The organism is Actinoallomurus sp. CA-150999 (genome assembly GCF_050942425.1).
Taxonomy (GTDB): domain Bacteria; phylum Actinomycetota; class Actinomycetes; order Streptosporangiales; family Streptosporangiaceae; genus Actinoallomurus.
Genome location: NZ_CP192063.1, coordinates 4,461,476 through 4,478,553 on the forward strand (window position 1 = coordinate 4,461,476; position 17,078 = coordinate 4,478,553).

A 17,078-nucleotide genomic window follows, 5' to 3' on the forward strand; every position below is an offset into this window, starting at 1 on the left:
CGGTAGCCTTTCGTGGGTGCGGATCGTGTGGACGACGAGTTCGGGTGCCGATCCCCGCCTGTGCCGCGCATTCCCGCAGGCTCGGGCCGACGCCGTCGTCAGCGCCGTGGTCGATGGTGTGCCGGTCTATGTGACGGCGACCGATGTCCACTACGACGGCGATTGTGCACGGCCGGACACCCACGACTGCGCCGCGACGGCGGTACAGGTGTGGGACGCCGCGACCGGCGAGTTGGTGCGCACGATCCACGATGCCGGCGGGACACATCTTGTCGCCACGGCCGTTCACGGCCGTCCGGTGGCCGTCACCTGCGACTGGAGCGCAACCCCGAAGCTGATCGACCTGGAGTCCGGCGTCGTACTGGGTGAGATCACAGGCCACAGGGATGTCGTGCAGGGGTTGGCGACCGTCGCGCTGGACGACGGACCGGCCGTGGTCTCGGCGGGCTGGGACCAGAGCATCCGCATCACGCACCTGACCACCGACGAAGTGCGGGTGATCGACACCGGAGAGCGACTCAACGCCGTATCGGCGATGGCCGTCGGTGGCCGCGCCGTCGCGGTCGCCGCAGGCGATGTCATCGGGCTGTGGGACCTGGAAGCAGGCGTGCGGATCGGCTCTCTCCCGGCCGCGTCGAAGACGAGGAAGATCGCCACCTGGCCGGGCGGGCACGCTCTGGTCGCCCTGCTGTCGTTCGACGGCGACGTGGAGGTCTGGGACACCGCCTCGGGGACGCGAGTGAACTGCCGGATGGCCGGCCATCGGATGGCGCATGACATCGCCGGCGTGGTCGCAGCCGACGGCCGGTGCCTGCTGGCGCTCAGCGACCACGAGACGGTGCGCCTGTGGGACGTCGACGCCGACCGGTCGGCGGGGCTGCCCATGGTCGGACCGACCAGCTGGTGCGCGCTGACCACTGACGGTCCGGGGACCGTGGTCACCGCGTCCGGCACCGACGAGGCCATCGGAGTCTGGCGGGTCGGATCCGAGACACGGCATCCGGGTGCCGGTGACGGTGCCGGTCATACGAGCACGATCCAGTGCATCGCCGTCGCCCCCGGAGGCCACGTCATCGCCGGTGGCACGGACGGGACCATCGGCTCATGGCGGCTGAAGGACGGTATGCGCGAACCAATGGTCGGTGCGCTGCCCGCGCCGGTCCGCGCGGTCGTGGCGACGCCGGTCGGCGGAGGCGCCGCTGTCCTGGCCGGCGGCGGTGACCTGCACGGCGCGCCCGATGGCGAGTTGCACCGATGGTCCGACAGCGGTCCGGATCAGCCCGTCATCGTCGACCATCGGGGTGAGGTGCGCATCGTCGTCATCGCCGACCTCGACGGTCGTCCGGTCGTGCTCACTGCCGGCTGCGACGCGACGCTGCACATCACCGACCTCGCCACCGCCGACCGCGTCGGCGACATCCCCGGCCGGCATCAACCCGACGGCATCGCGGTCGGTGACCTGCGCGGACGCCCGGTCGTCGCGGTCAGCCGCGCCTTCGGGCCATTCCAGCTGTGGGATCTCGCCGGTCGCGTCCCCGTGGCCACCCCGGTCACCGATGCCATCGACGTTCTTGAACGCGTGCACGCCTTCGCCCAGCTCGATGAAGGACCGGCGATCGTCACAGTGCGCCACCATGTGGTGCGCATCAGAAACCTCGGCACGGGCGCCACGTGGCATCTCGACCCGGACAACGACGACGCGGTCACCGCCCTGGCGGTCCACAGCCTCGGAAGGCCCTTGGCCGCCGTGGCCCGAACGGACGGCTCGGTGTCCCTGCTCGACCTCGTGGCAAGGACGGTCGTCGACGTGCTGGCACTGCCGTACCCGGCCACCGCACTCGCCTGGGCGCCTGACGGTGACCTGATCGTCGCATGCCGCAGAGATCTCCTCCGCGTCAGCCGGTAGAACGGGCCGCCGGGCCCGGCATCGAACGCACGCTCATGCCGCCGACCGCGCGACGGTGCCGATCCTGAGCAGTACTCGCCGCTGCCGACGGGCGAGTGTCGGGTTGCTGGGCCGGGGTCTGTGTGGCCGCCCTCGTACCGGCTGGACTCTCGTTCAGGGGCCCCAGCCGTTGTCGGCCACGTGGACGAAGCTGCGGACCAGCGGATTCCGTCCGGTCTTCGGCCACGCCACGACGAGGTCGCTCGGCGGGCGATCGGCGAACGGGACTGCGATGAGGCCGGCGGGCAGCGGTTGATCGATCGGGGCGAGCGCCGACGTTCCGTTCCACAGGGCCGCTTGCAGGCACTCTTGGATCGTTCGCATGACCGGCGATGGGTCGTCGTGCGCACCGCCGGTCCAGTACGCGGTCCACATCGGATCGGTGCCGTCCGGCAGCCGGACCCACCGCCGGCCGGCCAGGTCGGCCGAAGACACCGAAGCCCGACCCGCCAGCCGGTCATCGTCACGCATCACCACGCCGACGGGAACCGAACGCAGGACGCGCATGCCGATGCCGGTGTCGTCGAAGGGAGTTCGGGTCAGCGCCACATCGACCAGGCCGGCGCGAAGCCCGGCCGTCGGATCGCCGAGGTCCGATTCGTGGACACCGACGTTCACGTGCGGATGACGTGCCCGGAAGAGCGGGACCAGCCGACCGCCGACCTGTTCGGCCGCGTCCGCCAGCGTCCCGACGGTGAGGGTCGCCGCCCCCGCCATGGCGGTCACGCGGCTGCGGATCCGGTCGGCCTGCCCCAGCAACGCACTCGCTTCGTCGTACAACGTGGTTCCGGCGGGCGTGAGGGTGACTCCCTTCGGGGTGCGCTCGAACAGGGTGACGCCGAGTTCGTCCTCGAGTTGCCGGATCGCCCGGCTGAGCGGCGGCTGCGTCATGTGCAGGCGGCTCGCCGCCCTGCCGACGTGGCGCTCCTCGGCGACGGCGACGAAGTACCGGAGCGCGCGTAGGTCCACCGCGACACGATACCCGTGCGGTATCGGACGTGCCGAGATGGTCTTGGACAGCCGGTCCGCGACTGCCAACGATGGGAGGCGGTAACGCTGATGGGGAGTGATATCCATGACCGACCCCGCTCTCACGATCGGGTGCTTCCAGTACGACACGACGCGGCCGCTGTTCGACGGAAGCGCCACCGTCGACGGCATGAACGTCACGATGGAAACCGGGGCCACTCTGCCGGAGATCTTCGAGCGGCTGATCCGCGGAGACGAGTTCGACGTCGCCGAACTCGGGCTCACGTTCTACCTGCGGCTCCTGGAGACGGGCCTGCCGTTCGTAGCGTTGCCGATCTTCCCGAATCGCGTATTCCGGCACTCATGCGTCTTCGTCAACACCCGCAGCGGAATCACCGAACCAGGTGATCTCGTGGGCAAGACCATCGGTGAGTTCGGCACCTATGGTCAGGACTCCGGCGTGTGGGCCAAAGGGGTCCTGATGGACGAGTACGGGTTCAAACCCGAAGAAAGCCGTTGGGTGATCGGTGGCCTGGAACACCCCGCGGCCCCCTTCGACTTCATCCCCCACCCGCATCCCGCCGACGTCGACGTGACCGTCGCGCCGGAGGGAGGGACACTGAGCGCGATGCTCGACGCGGGCGAGATCGACGCCCTGTTCTCGGCGAACGTCCCACAGTGCGTGCTCGACGCATCCCCGAACGTCGCAAGACTGTTCCCCGACTTCGAGCCGCTGGAGCGCGACTACCACCGGCGAACCGGGATCTTCCCGATCATGCACACGATCGTCGTACGGCGGGATCTCCTCCGGAACCGTCCTGACCTCGCGCACGACCTCTACCGCGCATTCTCCGAGGCGAAGGACACCGCCGCCGACCGCTACCGCCGGAACCGCAGGCTCTACCAGGTCCAGACCATGGTGCCGTGGATGAACGCCCTGGTCGATCGCAACGGCGAAGAATTCCCCGAGGACTGGTGGCCGTACGGCATCTCGGCCAACCGCGCCACCCTCGATACCTACCTGCGGTATCACTACGAGCAGGGCCTGTCCACCCGGCAGTGGAGGATCGAGGACGTCTTCGCCCCGGAACTGCTCGACACGTAGGACGGTGGCAGCGCCGGTCAGGACCGGCGTTCCGCGTCGGTCATCGCCTGGAGGGCGACGGCGTGGGAGTAGGCGTCGCCGGTCTGCTGGAAGGCATGCTCGCTTTCGCCGGCTCGGCGCAGGTTCAGCAGGGCACTGCCATAGCCGGCCCAGGCCATCGCCTCGCCCGGCTGGTCTCCTACCTGCCGGGCGATCGGTTTCGATGCCCACACGTGATCAAACGCTGATGCGAGACGGGGCGGAGCCATCGGTGGCTGCCTCCGCCTCGTCAATGCTCGGTTCGTCACAGGGTCCCGGTGTCGATGACGAACCGGTAGCGCACGTCGCTGGAGAGCACGCGTTCGTAGGCGTCGTTGATCTGGTCGGCGGAGATGAGCTCGGTCTCGGGGGCGATACCGTGCTCGGCGCAGAAGTCGAGCATCTCCTGCGTCTCGGCGATGGAGCCGATGCCGGAGCCCGCGAACGATCGGCGGTTGCCGAACAGGGTGAAGATCGTGATGGGAAGCGGCTGCGCGGGGGCGCCGACGTTGACCATCGTGCCGTCCAGGCGCAGCAGCGTCAGGTACCGGTCGAGGTTGAGGGGTGCGCTCACGGTGTTGATGATGAGGTCGAAGCTGTTCGCGAGTGTGTCGAACGTGGCGTCGTCGTCGGTCGCGAAGTAGTCCTTCGCTCCGAAGGCGAGCCCGTCGTCTTTCTTCGCGAGCCTGCGCGAGAGGACCGTCACCTCGGTGCCCATGCTGACGGCGATCTTGACGGCCATGTGTCCGAGGCCGCCCATCCCGACGACCGCGACGCGCTTGCCCGGCCCGGCGTTCCAGTGCGCCAGCGGGGAGTAGGTGGTGATGCCCGCGCACAGCAGGGGAGCGGCGGCCTCGTACGGGATGGCCTCGGGGACGCGGAGGACGAAGTCCTCGTCAACGACGATGTGCGTGGAGTAGCCGCCCTGGGTGATGGTGCCGTCGCGGTCGACGCTGGTGTACGTGCCGGTGTTGCCATTGAGGCAGTACTGCTCCATGCCGGCGCGGCAGTTCTCGCACTCGCGGCAGGAGTTCACCATGCAGCCGACGCCGACGCGGTCGCCGACCTGGTGCTTGGTGACCTCGGAGCCGATCTCCACGACCTCGCCGACGATCTCGTGGCCGACGACCTGTGGGTAGGCGATCGGGCCCCAGTCGCCTCGGACGGTGTGGATGTCGGAGTGGCAGATGCCGGCGTAACGGATGGCGATCAGGACGTCCTTCGGGCCGACGTCCCGACGTTCGATCGTGGTCGGGATCAGGGGTTCGGTCGCGGACGGCGCCGCGTAGGCCTTGACGGTGAGCAATGGTTCTCCTTTTGTGGCTGGTGCGCAGTGGGTGTTCGTGCCCAATTGCCGTCGCGCCGGTGGCCCGCGGCACCCACGTCGGGCTTTCGTGACCATCGGCCGTTCGTCGCGTCTGCTGGCCTATCCGTCCGAGGCTCGTTGCTGCTCATTCCACGTATTGGCCGGTCAGAAAGATGACTGGGAGGACCTGTCAGGCCACCCCGGCGAAGGATGTGAGGCATTGCTTTCTTCGGCGGCCACGGTCTTCACGCAGCGAGTCGTCCGATGCGCGAATTGCAGCATCGAGCGGCCGGCGCGCGGTGTAGCCCGCGCTCTCGCAATGTCGGCGTCAGTCGTCGTCGACGTCGTCGCGGGCTTCGGTCACCTCGAAGTCCTGCGTGGCCGCCCAGGCGGCCAGGAGGATCAGCTTGTCGGCCGACGGGCTGCCCTCGTCAGCGTTGAAGGTGACGATCTGCAGGCCGGGTTCGCCGGGCATCTCGAGGTTTTCGAAGTCCAGCTCGAGGTCGCCGACGGCGGGGTGCCGGTAGGCCTTGGTCCCGGTGCGGTGTTCGTGGACGTCTTGGTCTGCCCAATCGCGGCGGAACTGAGGACTGCGCGTGGACAGCTCACCGATCAGGGCCGTGAGTTCCTCATTGAGGGGGTCCTTGCCGGCTTCGAAGCGGAGCGTCGCCGCAGTGAGGCTGCACGCCATCGGCCAATCCTGGTAGAAGTGCGGGGCGCGGGAGTCGAGGAATGTGAACCGTGCCATGTTGGGCCGGTCGGATTCGAAGTGCGGCGCGAAGAGGGCTCGCCCGAGGACGTTGGCGGCGACGATGTCCTGGGTGACGTTGTACAACACCGCCGGCGCGGTGAACGCGTTGAGCATGCGTCGCACAGACGGACGAATCACGGTTGTCCGACCGGCGGACGCTGCGTGCGTGACCGGGGCAGGCCGGGCGAGGTCGAACAGGTGCTCGCGCTCGACGTCGGTGAGCTGCAGAGCGCGCGCGATCGCGTTGAGGACGCTGTCCGAGGCGCCTTGAATGTTGCCTCGCTCCAAGCGCGTGTAGTAGTCCGTGCTGACACCGGCCAGCTGCGCGACCTCCTCACGGCGCAGGCCCGGAACACGGCGCTCGTCGCCGTAGTCGGGCAGCCCCATCTGCGCCGGGGTGACGTTCGCACGGCGCGAGACGAGGAACTGCCGAATCTCTTCCTTCGACCGCATGCCCACCACTTCTTCTACCTCACAACGACGATATGTCGATCCCGCGTGGGGTGGGAGGTCCGGTGAAGACCGTCCATCCCGGCTCCTTCCAGGATCAGACGGTGAGGAGCACCTTGGTGGCGCGGCGCTCGTTCATCGCCTTGTACCCCTCCGCGGCCTGCTCGAGCGATAGGGTGAGGTCGAAGACCTTCCCGGGGTCGATCTTCCGGTCCCAGATCAACTGGATCAGGTCCGGAAGGAACCGGCGCACCGGGGCGGGGCCGCCGAGAGTGTGGATGCCGGCGAAGAACAGCTCGATGCCGGGAATCTGCACTTCGTGGTTCACACCGACATAGCCGAGATGGCCACCGCCGCGGGTGGCACCGACCGCCTGCATGAACGACTCCTGCGTGCCCACCGCCTCGACCACCGAATGTGCGCCGAGACCACCAGTGAGTTCTTTGATCTTCGCGACACCCTCATCGCCGCGCTCCTCAACGATGTCGGTCGCGCCATAGAAGCGAGCCAGCTCCTGTCGATCCTTGTGCCGGCTCATTGCGATGATCCGCTCGGCACCCAGCTGCTTGGCCGCGAGGATCGCCATCAGACCGACCGCACCGTCACCGACCACGGCCACCGTCTTGCCCGGGCCCGCCTCGGCGGCGGCAGCGGCAAACCATCCGGTGCCGAGAACATCGGATGCCGCCAGCAGCGACGGGATCAGCTCCGGGTCGGGCTGACCAGGGGTAGCCACCAGGGTGCCGTCGGCGAGCGGGATACGCGCCCTCTCCGCTTGCGTGCCCGCTACCGCGTTGGCGAACTGCGCGTGCACGCACTGCGATTGGAATCCCGCCTGGCATATTTCGCACGTGTTGTCGGAGATGACGAACGAACCGACGACGAAGTCACCGACCTTGACGTTCTTCACCTCCGCGCCGACCTCCTCCACCACGCCCACGTACTCGTGACCCATGATCTGGTGGTCGACCGGCTCCACACCCCGATATGCCCACAGGTCCGACCCACAGATGCACGTCGCCGTGAGCCGGATGATCGCATCCGTCGGCTCGGCGATCTTCGGGTCGTCCCGGTCCACGACACGCACGTCACCGGGGGTATACATCACCACGCCACGCATGGCGCCTCCTCATGATTCCGAGCTTCGTGATCGCGTCGGGCCTGCCGTCGCGAAGATTCGACTCCACGTTACGAGCGCGGTCGCGCTGGCTGAGAGGGTCTTTCAGACCCCCCCGATCCAGGCGAAGCGAACGGACTCACGATGGGCTGGGGCCTGGGGGGTGCTGACCGGCTTTTCGAGAAACCCCAGGTCGGCGGGGATCGGTGACATTCCTTGATGCCGGTTCAGATCAGTTCAGCGGCCTGCGGCTTTCCGGGCGTCGGGGCCGTCGTCCAGCGTCCCTCGGCCTCGGGGGGAGCTCAGGCCTTGAGCAGCGCGGCGGTGAGTTCGGCGGGGCGGGTGAACTGGGCCTCGTGGCTGCCGGCGTACTCGATGACCGGCGTCCCGGCGCCGAGGCGTTGCGGGAATCTGGGGGTCCAGCCGAGTTCACCGGGCGGCAGCGCGAGGTCGTCCGGACTGGTCACATAGGCGGCGGGCACGCCGAGCGCCGCGGGATCGATCGGCGTAACGGTCTCCGTGAAGTAGCGCAGCGGCTGCGGCACGAGTAGGCCGTGCACCATGCGCTGGACGCTCTCGTCGGCGTCCTGCATGAACGCGGTGCGGAAGACCTCGAGGGGAAAGACGATGCTGTTGTTCCCGGATGCCGCGGCGACCTGCCTGAACATCTCGGCGTAGGACGGCGGAACCTCCTCGATCAGTGGTGTGTCCTCCGCCGGGACGAAGGCGCTCCAGTAGACGAGCCTGCGCAGCCGGGGGGCCAGTCGCGGCGCGGCGGCGGTGAGGGGATAGCCGCCCCAGCTGTGCCCGACCAGGGTGACGGCCCGCAGATCGTGGTGCTCGACGAGGTCGACGATGAAGTCGGCGACGTTCGCCAGGCTGTATCGCTCCGGGTCGTCGCCGTCGGCCAGTCCGGGCAGGTCCGGGGCGAGGACCCGGTGACCCGCGGCGCGGAGTTCCTGTGCCACGAGGCGCCAGGTCCAGCCGGGGTGGCAGGCTCCGGAGATGAGGACGAACGTCTCTGTCATGGCGTCTCCTTCGGAGTGGACGATCGCTCGGTACGGCGCGTGGCTAAAATGTGATCCATGTTAGAGACGGCCGTCAAGAAGATGACACGAAATTCCGCCGAACTGTCACGGGATCCCGAGGAGACGCGCATGAAGCCACGGTCACTGGTGCTCGACCTGTTCGGCGACTACCTGCGCTACCGCGGCGGCAGCGTCCGGCTGCGTGGCCTGGTCGCACTGATGGACTGTTTCGGCGTCCCCGAGACGACGGTGCGGGTCGTGGCGGCTCGGATGCGCAAGGAGGGCTGGCTGGAGAGCCGCCGCGAGGGCAGGGAGACCGTCTACTCTCTCACCGACGCCGCCTGGCAGCTGCTCGACGAGGGCAGAGAACGGATCTTCGCGCGCGAGTCCGGACCGTGGGACGGCCGGTGGCACATGATCATCTACTCGGTGCCCGAGACCGATCGCGCGCTGCGTGAGCAACTCCGCAAGCGGCTCTCCTGGCTTGGGTTCGGCATGCTGTCGGCGTCAGTGTGGATCAGCCCGCACGACCGCTCGGCGCAGGTCCGGCAGAGTTTCGCCGACCACACCTCGGTCCGGCTCGACGTTCTCCATGCCCGTTCGGAGAGCGCCGCGGCCGACCGGGACATGGCGGCCAGGTCCTGGGACCTGGTCGGCCTGAACAAGGACTACGGCTCATTGCTCGACCATTACCGGTCCCGGCTCGCCCGCCATCGCGCCGGCGAGCCGCGGGGCCGTGAGGCGCTCATCGAGCGAATGCGCCTGGTCCATGACTACCGCCTGTTCCCCTTCCGGGACCCGGATCTGCCGCCCGAGTTGCTGCCCGAGGACTGGACCGGCCGCGCCGCCCATGAGGTGTTCCTGGAGACCCACGGCCTGCTGCGCCGCGAAGCCGAGGCGTACGTCGACCGGCTGCTCGCGATCCAAGAGTCACCGACTTCGACGGAAGAATAGTGTCATCTAGTAGACGCTCGTCGACTAGATGACTTATGTTCGCGTCAGGTGAACCGACGAAGGAGAACGCCGCCGTGACGATCAGCGAGGAGACCGAGGAGCAGGCCGCGCTGGAGAAGCTCTACGCCGACTTCGCCGCCGCCCACCTGACCCCGTTGTGGACTCAACGCGAGGGCCTGATGCCGCCCCAGCCGCAGCCGGACGCCGTGCCGGCGCTGTGGCGCTGGTCGGTGCTGTACCCGCTGGCCGCCCGCAGCGGCGAGCTGGTGCCGGTGGGCCGGGGCGGCGAGCGCCGCGCCATCGCGTTGGCCAACCCGGGCCTGCCCGGAACCGCGTACGCCACGCCCACCCTCTGGGCGGCGATCCAGTACCTCGGCCCGGGCGAGGAGGCCCCGGCGCACCGGCACACACAGACCGCCTTCCGTTTCGTCGTGGAAGGCGAAGGCGTGTGGACCAACGTGGAGGGTGATCCCGTCGCCATGCGCCGCGGCGACCTCCTGCTGACCCCCGGCATGCACTTCCACGAGCATCACAACACCACCGACCGGCCGATGGCCTGGATCGACGGCCTGGACATCCCGCTGGTCCGCGGACTCGACGCCGGCTTCTTCGAGTTCGGCCCCGACCGGCTCACCACCAGGGCCACACCCACGGTCTCCCGCAACGAGCGGCTGTGGGGCCACCCCGGACTACGCCCCGTCGGAGCACCCGCGACACCCGCGTCACCGCTGCTGGCCTACCGCTGGAAGCACACCGACGCGGCGCTCACCGCTCAGCTGGAGCTGGAGGACGAGGGCTTCCCGGGCGTCGTCGAACCCGGTCACGCGGTCGTGCGATTCACCGACCCGGCCACCTCCCGCGACGCCCTGCCGACCATCCGCACCGAGATGCACCGCCTCCGTCCAGGCGCCCGCACCGCGACCACCCGGGTGGTCGGCTCGGCCGTCTGGCAGGTGTTCGCCGGCACGGGCACGGTCACCGTCGGCGACCAGCGCTACGACGTCGCCACCGGCGACCTGTTCGCGGTTCCCTCCTGGGCTCCGCTCACCATCATCACGGAGAGCGGGCTGGACGCCTTCCGCTTCTCCGACGACCCCGTGTACGAGGCCATCGGCCTGGCCCGCACCCACCGAGAGGAACCGACGGAATGAGGCTCGCGACGATCCGCACCGCCGACGGCACCCACGCCGTACGCGTGGACGAGGACGCCGCGGTCGAACTCGGCCACGCCGACCTCGGTGCGCTGCTGCGACGTCCGCAATGGCGCACCGAGGCCGCCGCCGCGGACGGTCCCCGGCACGACCTCGCCACTCTGGACTACGCGCCACCCGTGCCATCGCCGGAGAAGATCTTCTGCGTCGGGCTCAACTACCGGAACCACATTCTCGAGATGGGCCGGCAACCGCCCGAGCACCCCACGCTCTTCGCCAAGTTCGCGCGCGCCCTCGTCGGGGCGTACGACCCGGTGATCCTGCCGGCCGGATCGACCGCGGTCGACTGGGAGGCCGAACTCGGTGTCGTCGTCGGGGCCGAACTGCGGCACGGCACGCCCGCACAGGCCCGCGCCGCGATCGCCGGCTACACCGTGGTCAACGACGTCACCGCACGCGACTTCCAGAACCGCTCGCCGCAGTGGCTGCAGGGCAAGACCTTCGAGTCGAGCACGCCGGTCGGGCCATGGCTGGTGACGGCGGACTCGGACGATGAGCCCCTGTCACGCGAGCTGACCTGCACCGTCGACGGAGAGCCGACGCAGAAGGCCGACACCGCGGATCTGGTCTTCGGCCCTGCGGAGCTGATCGCCTACATCTCGCACATCATCACCCTCACTCCCGGCGACCTGATCGCCACCGGCACGCCGGGGGGCGTGGGGCACGCTCGCAGGCCTCCGCGCTACCTGCGGGCGGGCAGCGAGCTGGTGACCCGGATCGAGGGCGTCGGCGAGTGCCGCAACATCGTCCGTGCCGGGGAAGGGTGACCCGGCCATGCCCACGCCCATCCGCATCGGTGTCGCCGGAGGCGGTCCCGGAGGCCTGTTCTTCGCCGCCCTGATCCGGCACGCCGTCCCCTCGGCCGAGGTGACCGTCTTCGAGCGCAATCGCCCCGACGACGCGTTCGGATTCGGGGTGGTCTTCTCCGACCGTACGGTCGCCGCCATCCACGACGCCGACCCCGTGCTGCGGGAGGCACTCAAGGCGCACGGCCGCCACTGGCAGGACATCGAGGTGCGGCTGAAGGGCGAGCGGATCCGCTGCGGCGGCAACGGAATGGCCGCGATCGCGCGACGCACCCTGCTCGCCCTGCTTCAGGAGCAGGCCCATGACAGGGGCGCGCGACTGCGCTTCCGCACCGAGGTCACCTTGGCCGATCTGGACGACTACGACCTCGTGGTCGCCGCCGACGGCAGCGGCTCGCGGATCCGGACCGAGCTGGCGGAGCGGCTCGGCCCTTCGGCGGAGACGGCCACGGCGAAGTTCATCTGGTTCGGCACCGACTACATGTTCGACGGGCTGACCTTCGTGCACGAGCGCGGACCGCACGGGGTGTTCGCCGTGCACGCCTACCCAATCAGCGCGGACGTGAGCACGTTCATCGTCGAGACCGATGAGTCGTCGTGGCGGGCGGCGGGCCTGGACGCGTTCGACGTCGCCCAGGCTCCGGGCCCGAGCGACATGATCAGCAAGGAGTACCTGGAGGCGCTGTTCGCCGAGCAGATCGGCGGGAACCGGCTGCTCATCAACAACTCTCGATGGGGCAACTTCCGCACCCGTCGCACCCGCCATTGGTACGTGACCGATCCCCGGCCGGTCGTGCTGCTCGGCGACGCCGCGCATACGGCGCACTTCTCCGTCGGCTCTGGTACGAAGATGGCCATGGAGGACGCCATCGCGCTCGCGACCGCGCTGGCCGAGCACGGCGACGACATCCCGGCGGCGCTGGCCGCGTACGAGGCGGCGGCCCGGCCGCCGGTCGAGGCCGTCCAGGCCGCGGCGCGCCCCAGCCTGGGCTGGTGGGAGCACTTCGGACGTTACTACGACGCCTTCGAGCCGTGGCAGTTCGCCTATCACTTCCTGTCCCGCAGCATCACCGACGAGCGACTGGCCCGGCGAGCGCCGGACTTCGTACGCGCGAGTCACGAGCGATGGCGGGCCGAACACGGCGCCGATCCCCTGGACACTCCTCTCGACCTGGCCGGATGGTCGCTGCCCAACCGCGTCTTGGTGGTCGAGGCCGACGGCGCCGACGCGGCCGTCGCCCACCCCTCTGGGAGCGGCGGCTGGCTGCCGCTGCGCCCCGCACCGGTCTCTGGGCGGTCCCGCTGGGGCGCCTGGGTCACGGCACCGGACGACGAGTCCGGCCTCGCCGACGCTCGTGACGCCCTCGCGGGGCTCGCCGCGGCCGGCCCGGCGCTGGTCGCCGTGCACGGAGGTGCGGCGCACACCCGCGGGCTCCTCGCCGAGCAGGCCCGGCTGCGGCACGGGCTGCCCGCATTGCTCGTGGACGCCGCGATGGATCGCGACCGCGCGGTGACCGCCGTGCTGTCCGGGCGCACCGACCTCGTCGGTGCGCCCGCCGCGACGGTCGCCTCCTGGGGCGTGCCGTCATGACGGCGTCTACCGATGGCGCGGTGACCTCCGGAGCGCCGGGCCCGGCCCCGCGGCCGCACGGCGCCCGCCGTACGGCCGGGCTGGACGCCCTGTTCACACCGCGAGGCGTCGCCGTGATCGGCGCGTCCCGCGATCCCGCGAAGCTCGGCGCCGCGCTGGCCCGGTCGGTGCGCGGCTTCCGCGGACACGTGGGGCTGGTCAACGCCCGCGACCCGGATCCGTCCGCCGGGCTGCACCCGTCGATCCGGGACGCCGCCGAGCACGGTCCGCTCGATCTGGCGCTGATCTGCCTGCCCGCTCCGTCGTGCGCCCAGGCCGTCACCGAGGCGGCGGGAGCCGGGGCGCGGGCGGCGATCGTGTACGGCGGAGGGTTCGCCGAGGCCGGCCCGGACGGCGAACGGCACCAGCGCGACCTGGCCGAGGCGGCCGCCCGTACCGGCATCCGGCTGCTCGGGCCGAACACCTCCGGCTTCCTCGCTCCCGCGCATGGGCTCACCGCCAGCTTCGTCCCGGGCGCGGCCGACGTACCGGCTGGCGGGATCGCGGTCGTGGCGGCCAGCGGCGGGGTCAACCACGCGCTGGCGTTCCTGCTCGCCGAGGCCGGCCATGGGGTGAGCCTCGCGGTCGGCCTGGGCAACGGGGTGGATCTCACCGCCGCCGACGTGCTCGACCATCTGCGCGCCGATGAGCGCACCACCGCCGTGGCCCTGCACATCGAGTCGGTCGCCGACGGCCGCCGGCTGACCGACGCGGTCGCGCGGCTCACCCGCGCTCGTCCCGTCGTCGCGCTCGTCGTCGGCCGCCACGACGTCGGCGCGTTCGCCGCCTCGCACACCGGCGCCCTCGCGACGTCCTGGCGCACCACCCGCGCGGCTCTCGCCCAGGCCGGTGCGGTCCTGGTGGACGATGAGCGGGAACTGGCCGACGCGGTCGGCGCGCTGTCGCTGGCCCGGCTGCGGCCGGCGGCCGACCCAGGGGTGGGCGTCGTGACCGCGCAGGCCGGGCCCGGTCTGCTGCTGCTCGACGCACTGCGCCGCCGCGGCGCGAACGTCCCCGAACTCGGCGCGGAGTCGCGTCGTGCGCTGGCCTCCGTGCTGCCTCCACTGACGTACCAGCGCAACCCGGTGGACACCGGGCGCCCCGGTCCGAGCTTCGCGACCGTGCTCGAGACGGTCGCCGCGGACGACCGCGTGGATCTGGTCACCGGATACGCGCTGCACGAGCCCGGCGCGTTCGACCCGGTGCAGGCGGTGGACGCGATGGCGACCACGCGATCGGGCACGCCCCTGGTCCTCGGCGTCGGGGGCACGGGAGACGGCGTACGGCGGACCCGCCGCGCTCTCCTCGACCGGGGAGTGCCGGTCGCCGCCGATCCGGCCGGTCTGGCGGCCATGACCGCCGCGCTGCTCGCCGACGCCCGAGCCCGCCACCGCCTCCGGGCGAGCGGACCGGCGGCCACGGCACGCGCTCCCATCACGCGGCTCGGCCCGGGACCGTGGGACGAGCACCAGGCCAAGACCTTGCTCGGTGGCCTGGGCGTCGCGACCATGCCGCGACGGGCGTGCGAGAGCCGCGCCGAGGCCCACCGCGCGCACGCCGAACTGCCCGGCCCGGTCGCGGTCAAACTGCTCGACGCGGCGATCCCGCACAAGACCGAGATCGGCGGGGTGCGGCTGGGCGTGCGCACTCCCGGCGAACTCGACGCGGCCCTCGACGCGCTCGAGAAGGCGGGTGCCCGACGTTTCCTGGTGGAGTCGATGGCCCCTTCGGGGCTCGATCTGGTGGTCGGGGCGCACCGCGATCCGGTCTTCGGCCCGGTGGTCATGGTCGGGCTCGGCGGCACGGCCGCCGAGGCGCTGGCCGACGTGAGCCTCCGGCTCGCGCCGCTGAGCCGGGAAGAGGCCATGACGATGCCCGGTGACCTGGCCGGACACGCCCTCCTCGACGGCTGGCGAGGCGGCCCTGTGCTGGAGCACGCGGCGCTGTGCGACATCGTGGTGGCACTGGGCGATCTGCTGGCCGCCCACGAGGAGCTCACAGAGCTCGAGATCAACCCGCTGCGGCTGACCGCGCAGGGCCTGGTGGCCCTGGACGCGGTGTGCGTGGCCGCCGATGAGGAGGTGCCCGATGGCCGCACCCATCAGTGACGGAACGGTTCCGTGGCCTGAGGCCGACGCCGACCGCCATGTCGCCGCGGGATATTGGGCCGGCCGGCCGCTCGGTGACCTGTTGCGCGAGTCGGCAGGCCGCGTTCCCGACGTGATCGCGCTGGTCGACGGCGCGCAGCGGCTCAGCTTCGCCGAACTGGCCGATCGTGCCGACGCCACGGCCGGGCGGCTCCTGGACCTCGGCCTCGCCGCCGGGGACCGCATCGTCGTCCAGCTCGGCAACGGCTGGGAGTTCGCCGTGCTCACCTGGGCGTGCCTGCGCGCGGGGATCGTGCCGGTGATGGCGCTGCCCGCGCATCGCCGCACGGAGCTCGCCCACTTGGCCGCGTACTCGGAAGCGGCCGCCATCGCCGTTCCGGATCGGCTGCGCGGCTTCGACCACCAAGCGCTGGCCCATGAACTGACCCAGGAGGTACCCGGGCTCCGGCACGTCCTGGTGGCGGGAGACGAAGTCTCACCCGGCGGCGTCGATCTGCGCGCCCTCTGCGCCCGGGGCGACGACCCGGCCGCCGACCGGGCACGCTGCGACAAAGAGCCGCCCGGCAGCCGTGACGTCGCGGTGTTCCTGCTGTCCGGCGGCACCACCGGGCTGCCCAAGCTGATCGCCCGCACCCATGACGACTACGCGTACAACGCACGGGCCAGTGCCCGGATCAGCGGCGTCGACGACGGCACCGTTTACCTGGTGAGCCTGCCGGCCTCGCACAACTTCCCGCTGGCCTGCCCCGGGATCCTCGGCACCCTACTGGCCGGCGGCCGGGTGGTCATGCTGCCCTCGCCGGAACCGGTACGGGCCTTCGCCACCATCGCGGCCGAGCGGGTGACCCACACCGCCGTCGTGCCCGCGGTCGCCGCCCGATGGCTGGAACACGCCGACCGGCACGGCGCGGACGCGCTCGCGACGCTGCGCGTGCTCCAGGTCGGTGGGGCGAGGCTGGCCGACGAGCTCGCCCGCCGCGTCCGCCCGGTGCTCGGTACGACCCTGCAACAGGTGTTCGGCATGGCCGAAGGGCTGCTGAACTACACCCGCCTCGACGACTCCGAGGAGGTCATCTGCACCACCCAGGGCCGTCCGATGTGCCCGGACGACGAGGTGCGCCTCGTCGACGCGTTCGACCGCGACGTCCCGGAGGGCGAGCCCGGCTCCCTGCTCACCCGCGGCCCCTACACCCCGCGCGGCTACTACCGGGCCCCCGATCACAACGCCCGGGCGTTCACCGCCGACGGCTGGTACCGCAGCGGCGACATCTGCCGGCGGACACCGGAGGGCAACCTCGTCGTGGAGGGCCGGGACAAGGACATGATCAACCGGGGTGGCGAGAAGATCTCCGCCGAGGAGGTGGAGAACCTCGTCTACCGGCTGACGGACGTCCGCCAGGTGGCGGCCGTGGCCATGCCCGACACCGAACTGGGCGAGCGGGTCTGCCTCTATGTGGTCACGAAACCCGACCAGGACGATGTGACCCTCGACCGGATCCGGGCGGCCATGGAAGAGGCCGGGGTCGCCCGCTTCAAGCTGCCCGAACATCTCGTGCTCGTCGACGAGCTGGCCACCACCAAGGTGGGCAAGATCGACAAGAAGGCGCTGCGCGCCGACATCGCCGCCCGGCTCGACCGGCACTCCTTGTGATCGGCCGGGACCGGCACGATCTGGCCGTG

General features: G+C 70.6%; 14 protein-coding genes. 8 read left to right on the forward strand and 6 right to left on the reverse strand.

Annotated features, from left to right (window positions below):
• The first annotated feature begins 16 nt into the window (after positions 1-16).
• Positions 17-1,906: a WD40 repeat domain-containing protein gene (locus tag ACQP2O_RS20840; RefSeq protein WP_433187562.1), complete on the forward strand. Its 1,890-nt coding sequence runs from the start codon at positions 17-19 to the stop codon at positions 1,904-1,906.
• A 153-nt stretch (positions 1,907-2,059) separates the two neighbouring features.
• Here ACQP2O_RS20840 and ACQP2O_RS20845 read toward each other — a convergent pair whose 3' ends face one another.
• Positions 2,060-2,914, reverse strand: a complete 855-nt coding sequence (locus tag ACQP2O_RS20845; RefSeq protein WP_433187565.1) for a LysR family transcriptional regulator — start codon at positions 2,912-2,914, stop codon at positions 2,060-2,062.
• Positions 2,915-3,020: 106 nt separating this feature from the next.
• On the opposite strand from ACQP2O_RS20845, the gene ACQP2O_RS20850 reads away from it, so the two are divergent.
• Complete coding sequence (locus ACQP2O_RS20850; RefSeq protein ID WP_433187568.1) at positions 3,021-4,019, forward strand: hypothetical protein; 999 nt, start codon at positions 3,021-3,023, stop codon at positions 4,017-4,019.
• Between the two features lie 17 nt (positions 4,020-4,036).
• Here the strand turns inward: ACQP2O_RS20850 and ACQP2O_RS20855 are convergent, their stop codons facing one another.
• The 5 genes from ACQP2O_RS20855 to ACQP2O_RS20875 all read right to left on the reverse strand — a co-directional run bounded on the left by ACQP2O_RS20855 (position 4,037) and on the right by ACQP2O_RS20875 (position 8,689).
• Positions 4,037-4,231, reverse strand: a complete 195-nt coding sequence (locus ACQP2O_RS20855) for a hypothetical protein (RefSeq protein ID WP_433187570.1) — start codon at positions 4,229-4,231, stop codon at positions 4,037-4,039.
• A 71-nt stretch (positions 4,232-4,302) separates the two neighbouring features.
• The gene (locus ACQP2O_RS20860; protein WP_433187573.1) at positions 4,303-5,343 is read right to left on the reverse strand and encodes an NAD(P)-dependent alcohol dehydrogenase; all 1,041 of its coding nucleotides are present in this window, start codon (positions 5,341-5,343) and stop codon (positions 4,303-4,305) included.
• A gap of 328 nt (positions 5,344-5,671) precedes the next feature.
• Positions 5,672-6,547, reverse strand: a complete 876-nt coding sequence (locus ACQP2O_RS20865; RefSeq protein ID WP_433187576.1) for a helix-turn-helix transcriptional regulator — start codon at positions 6,545-6,547, stop codon at positions 5,672-5,674.
• A gap of 94 nt (positions 6,548-6,641) precedes the next feature.
• Positions 6,642-7,664 (reverse strand): zinc-dependent alcohol dehydrogenase family protein, encoded by a 1,023-nt coding sequence (locus tag ACQP2O_RS20870; RefSeq protein ID WP_433187579.1) that lies wholly within the window; start codon positions 7,662-7,664, stop codon positions 6,642-6,644.
• Between the two features lie 299 nt (positions 7,665-7,963).
• Positions 7,964-8,689, reverse strand: coding sequence for an alpha/beta fold hydrolase (locus tag ACQP2O_RS20875; RefSeq protein WP_433187581.1), 726 nt, complete (start codon positions 8,687-8,689; stop codon positions 7,964-7,966).
• A gap of 129 nt (positions 8,690-8,818) precedes the next feature.
• On the opposite strand from ACQP2O_RS20875, the gene ACQP2O_RS20880 reads away from it, so the two are divergent.
• The 6 genes from ACQP2O_RS20880 (at position 8,819) to ACQP2O_RS20905 (ending at position 17,049) form a co-directional block, all read left to right on the forward strand.
• Entirely contained in the window at positions 8,819-9,643 is an 825-nt protein-coding gene (locus ACQP2O_RS20880) for a PaaX family transcriptional regulator (RefSeq protein ID WP_433187584.1), read from the forward strand.
• Between the two features lie 74 nt (positions 9,644-9,717).
• A complete protein-coding gene (locus ACQP2O_RS20885) occupies positions 9,718-10,794 on the forward strand; it encodes a cupin domain-containing protein (protein ID WP_433187586.1) in 1,077 nt (358 codons plus the stop codon).
• On the forward strand, positions 10,791-11,621 hold the full coding sequence (locus ACQP2O_RS20890; protein WP_433187589.1) for a fumarylacetoacetate hydrolase family protein: 831 nt from the start codon (positions 10,791-10,793) through the stop codon (positions 11,619-11,621). Before ACQP2O_RS20885 ends, ACQP2O_RS20890 begins: the two co-directional genes overlap by 4 nt.
• Before the next feature lie 7 nt (positions 11,622-11,628).
• On the forward strand, positions 11,629-13,251 hold the full coding sequence (locus ACQP2O_RS20895) for an FAD-dependent monooxygenase (protein WP_433187592.1): 1,623 nt from the start codon (positions 11,629-11,631) through the stop codon (positions 13,249-13,251).
• Positions 13,248-15,398, forward strand: a complete 2,151-nt coding sequence (locus tag ACQP2O_RS20900; protein WP_433187595.1) for an acetate--CoA ligase family protein — start codon at positions 13,248-13,250, stop codon at positions 15,396-15,398. The genes ACQP2O_RS20895 and ACQP2O_RS20900 overlap by 4 nt, the downstream gene beginning before the upstream one ends.
• Positions 15,379-17,049 (forward strand): (2,3-dihydroxybenzoyl)adenylate synthase, encoded by a 1,671-nt coding sequence (locus ACQP2O_RS20905; RefSeq protein WP_433187598.1) that lies wholly within the window; start codon positions 15,379-15,381, stop codon positions 17,047-17,049. The genes ACQP2O_RS20900 and ACQP2O_RS20905 overlap by 20 nt, the downstream gene beginning before the upstream one ends.
• Positions 17,050-17,078: the final 29 nt, after the last annotated feature.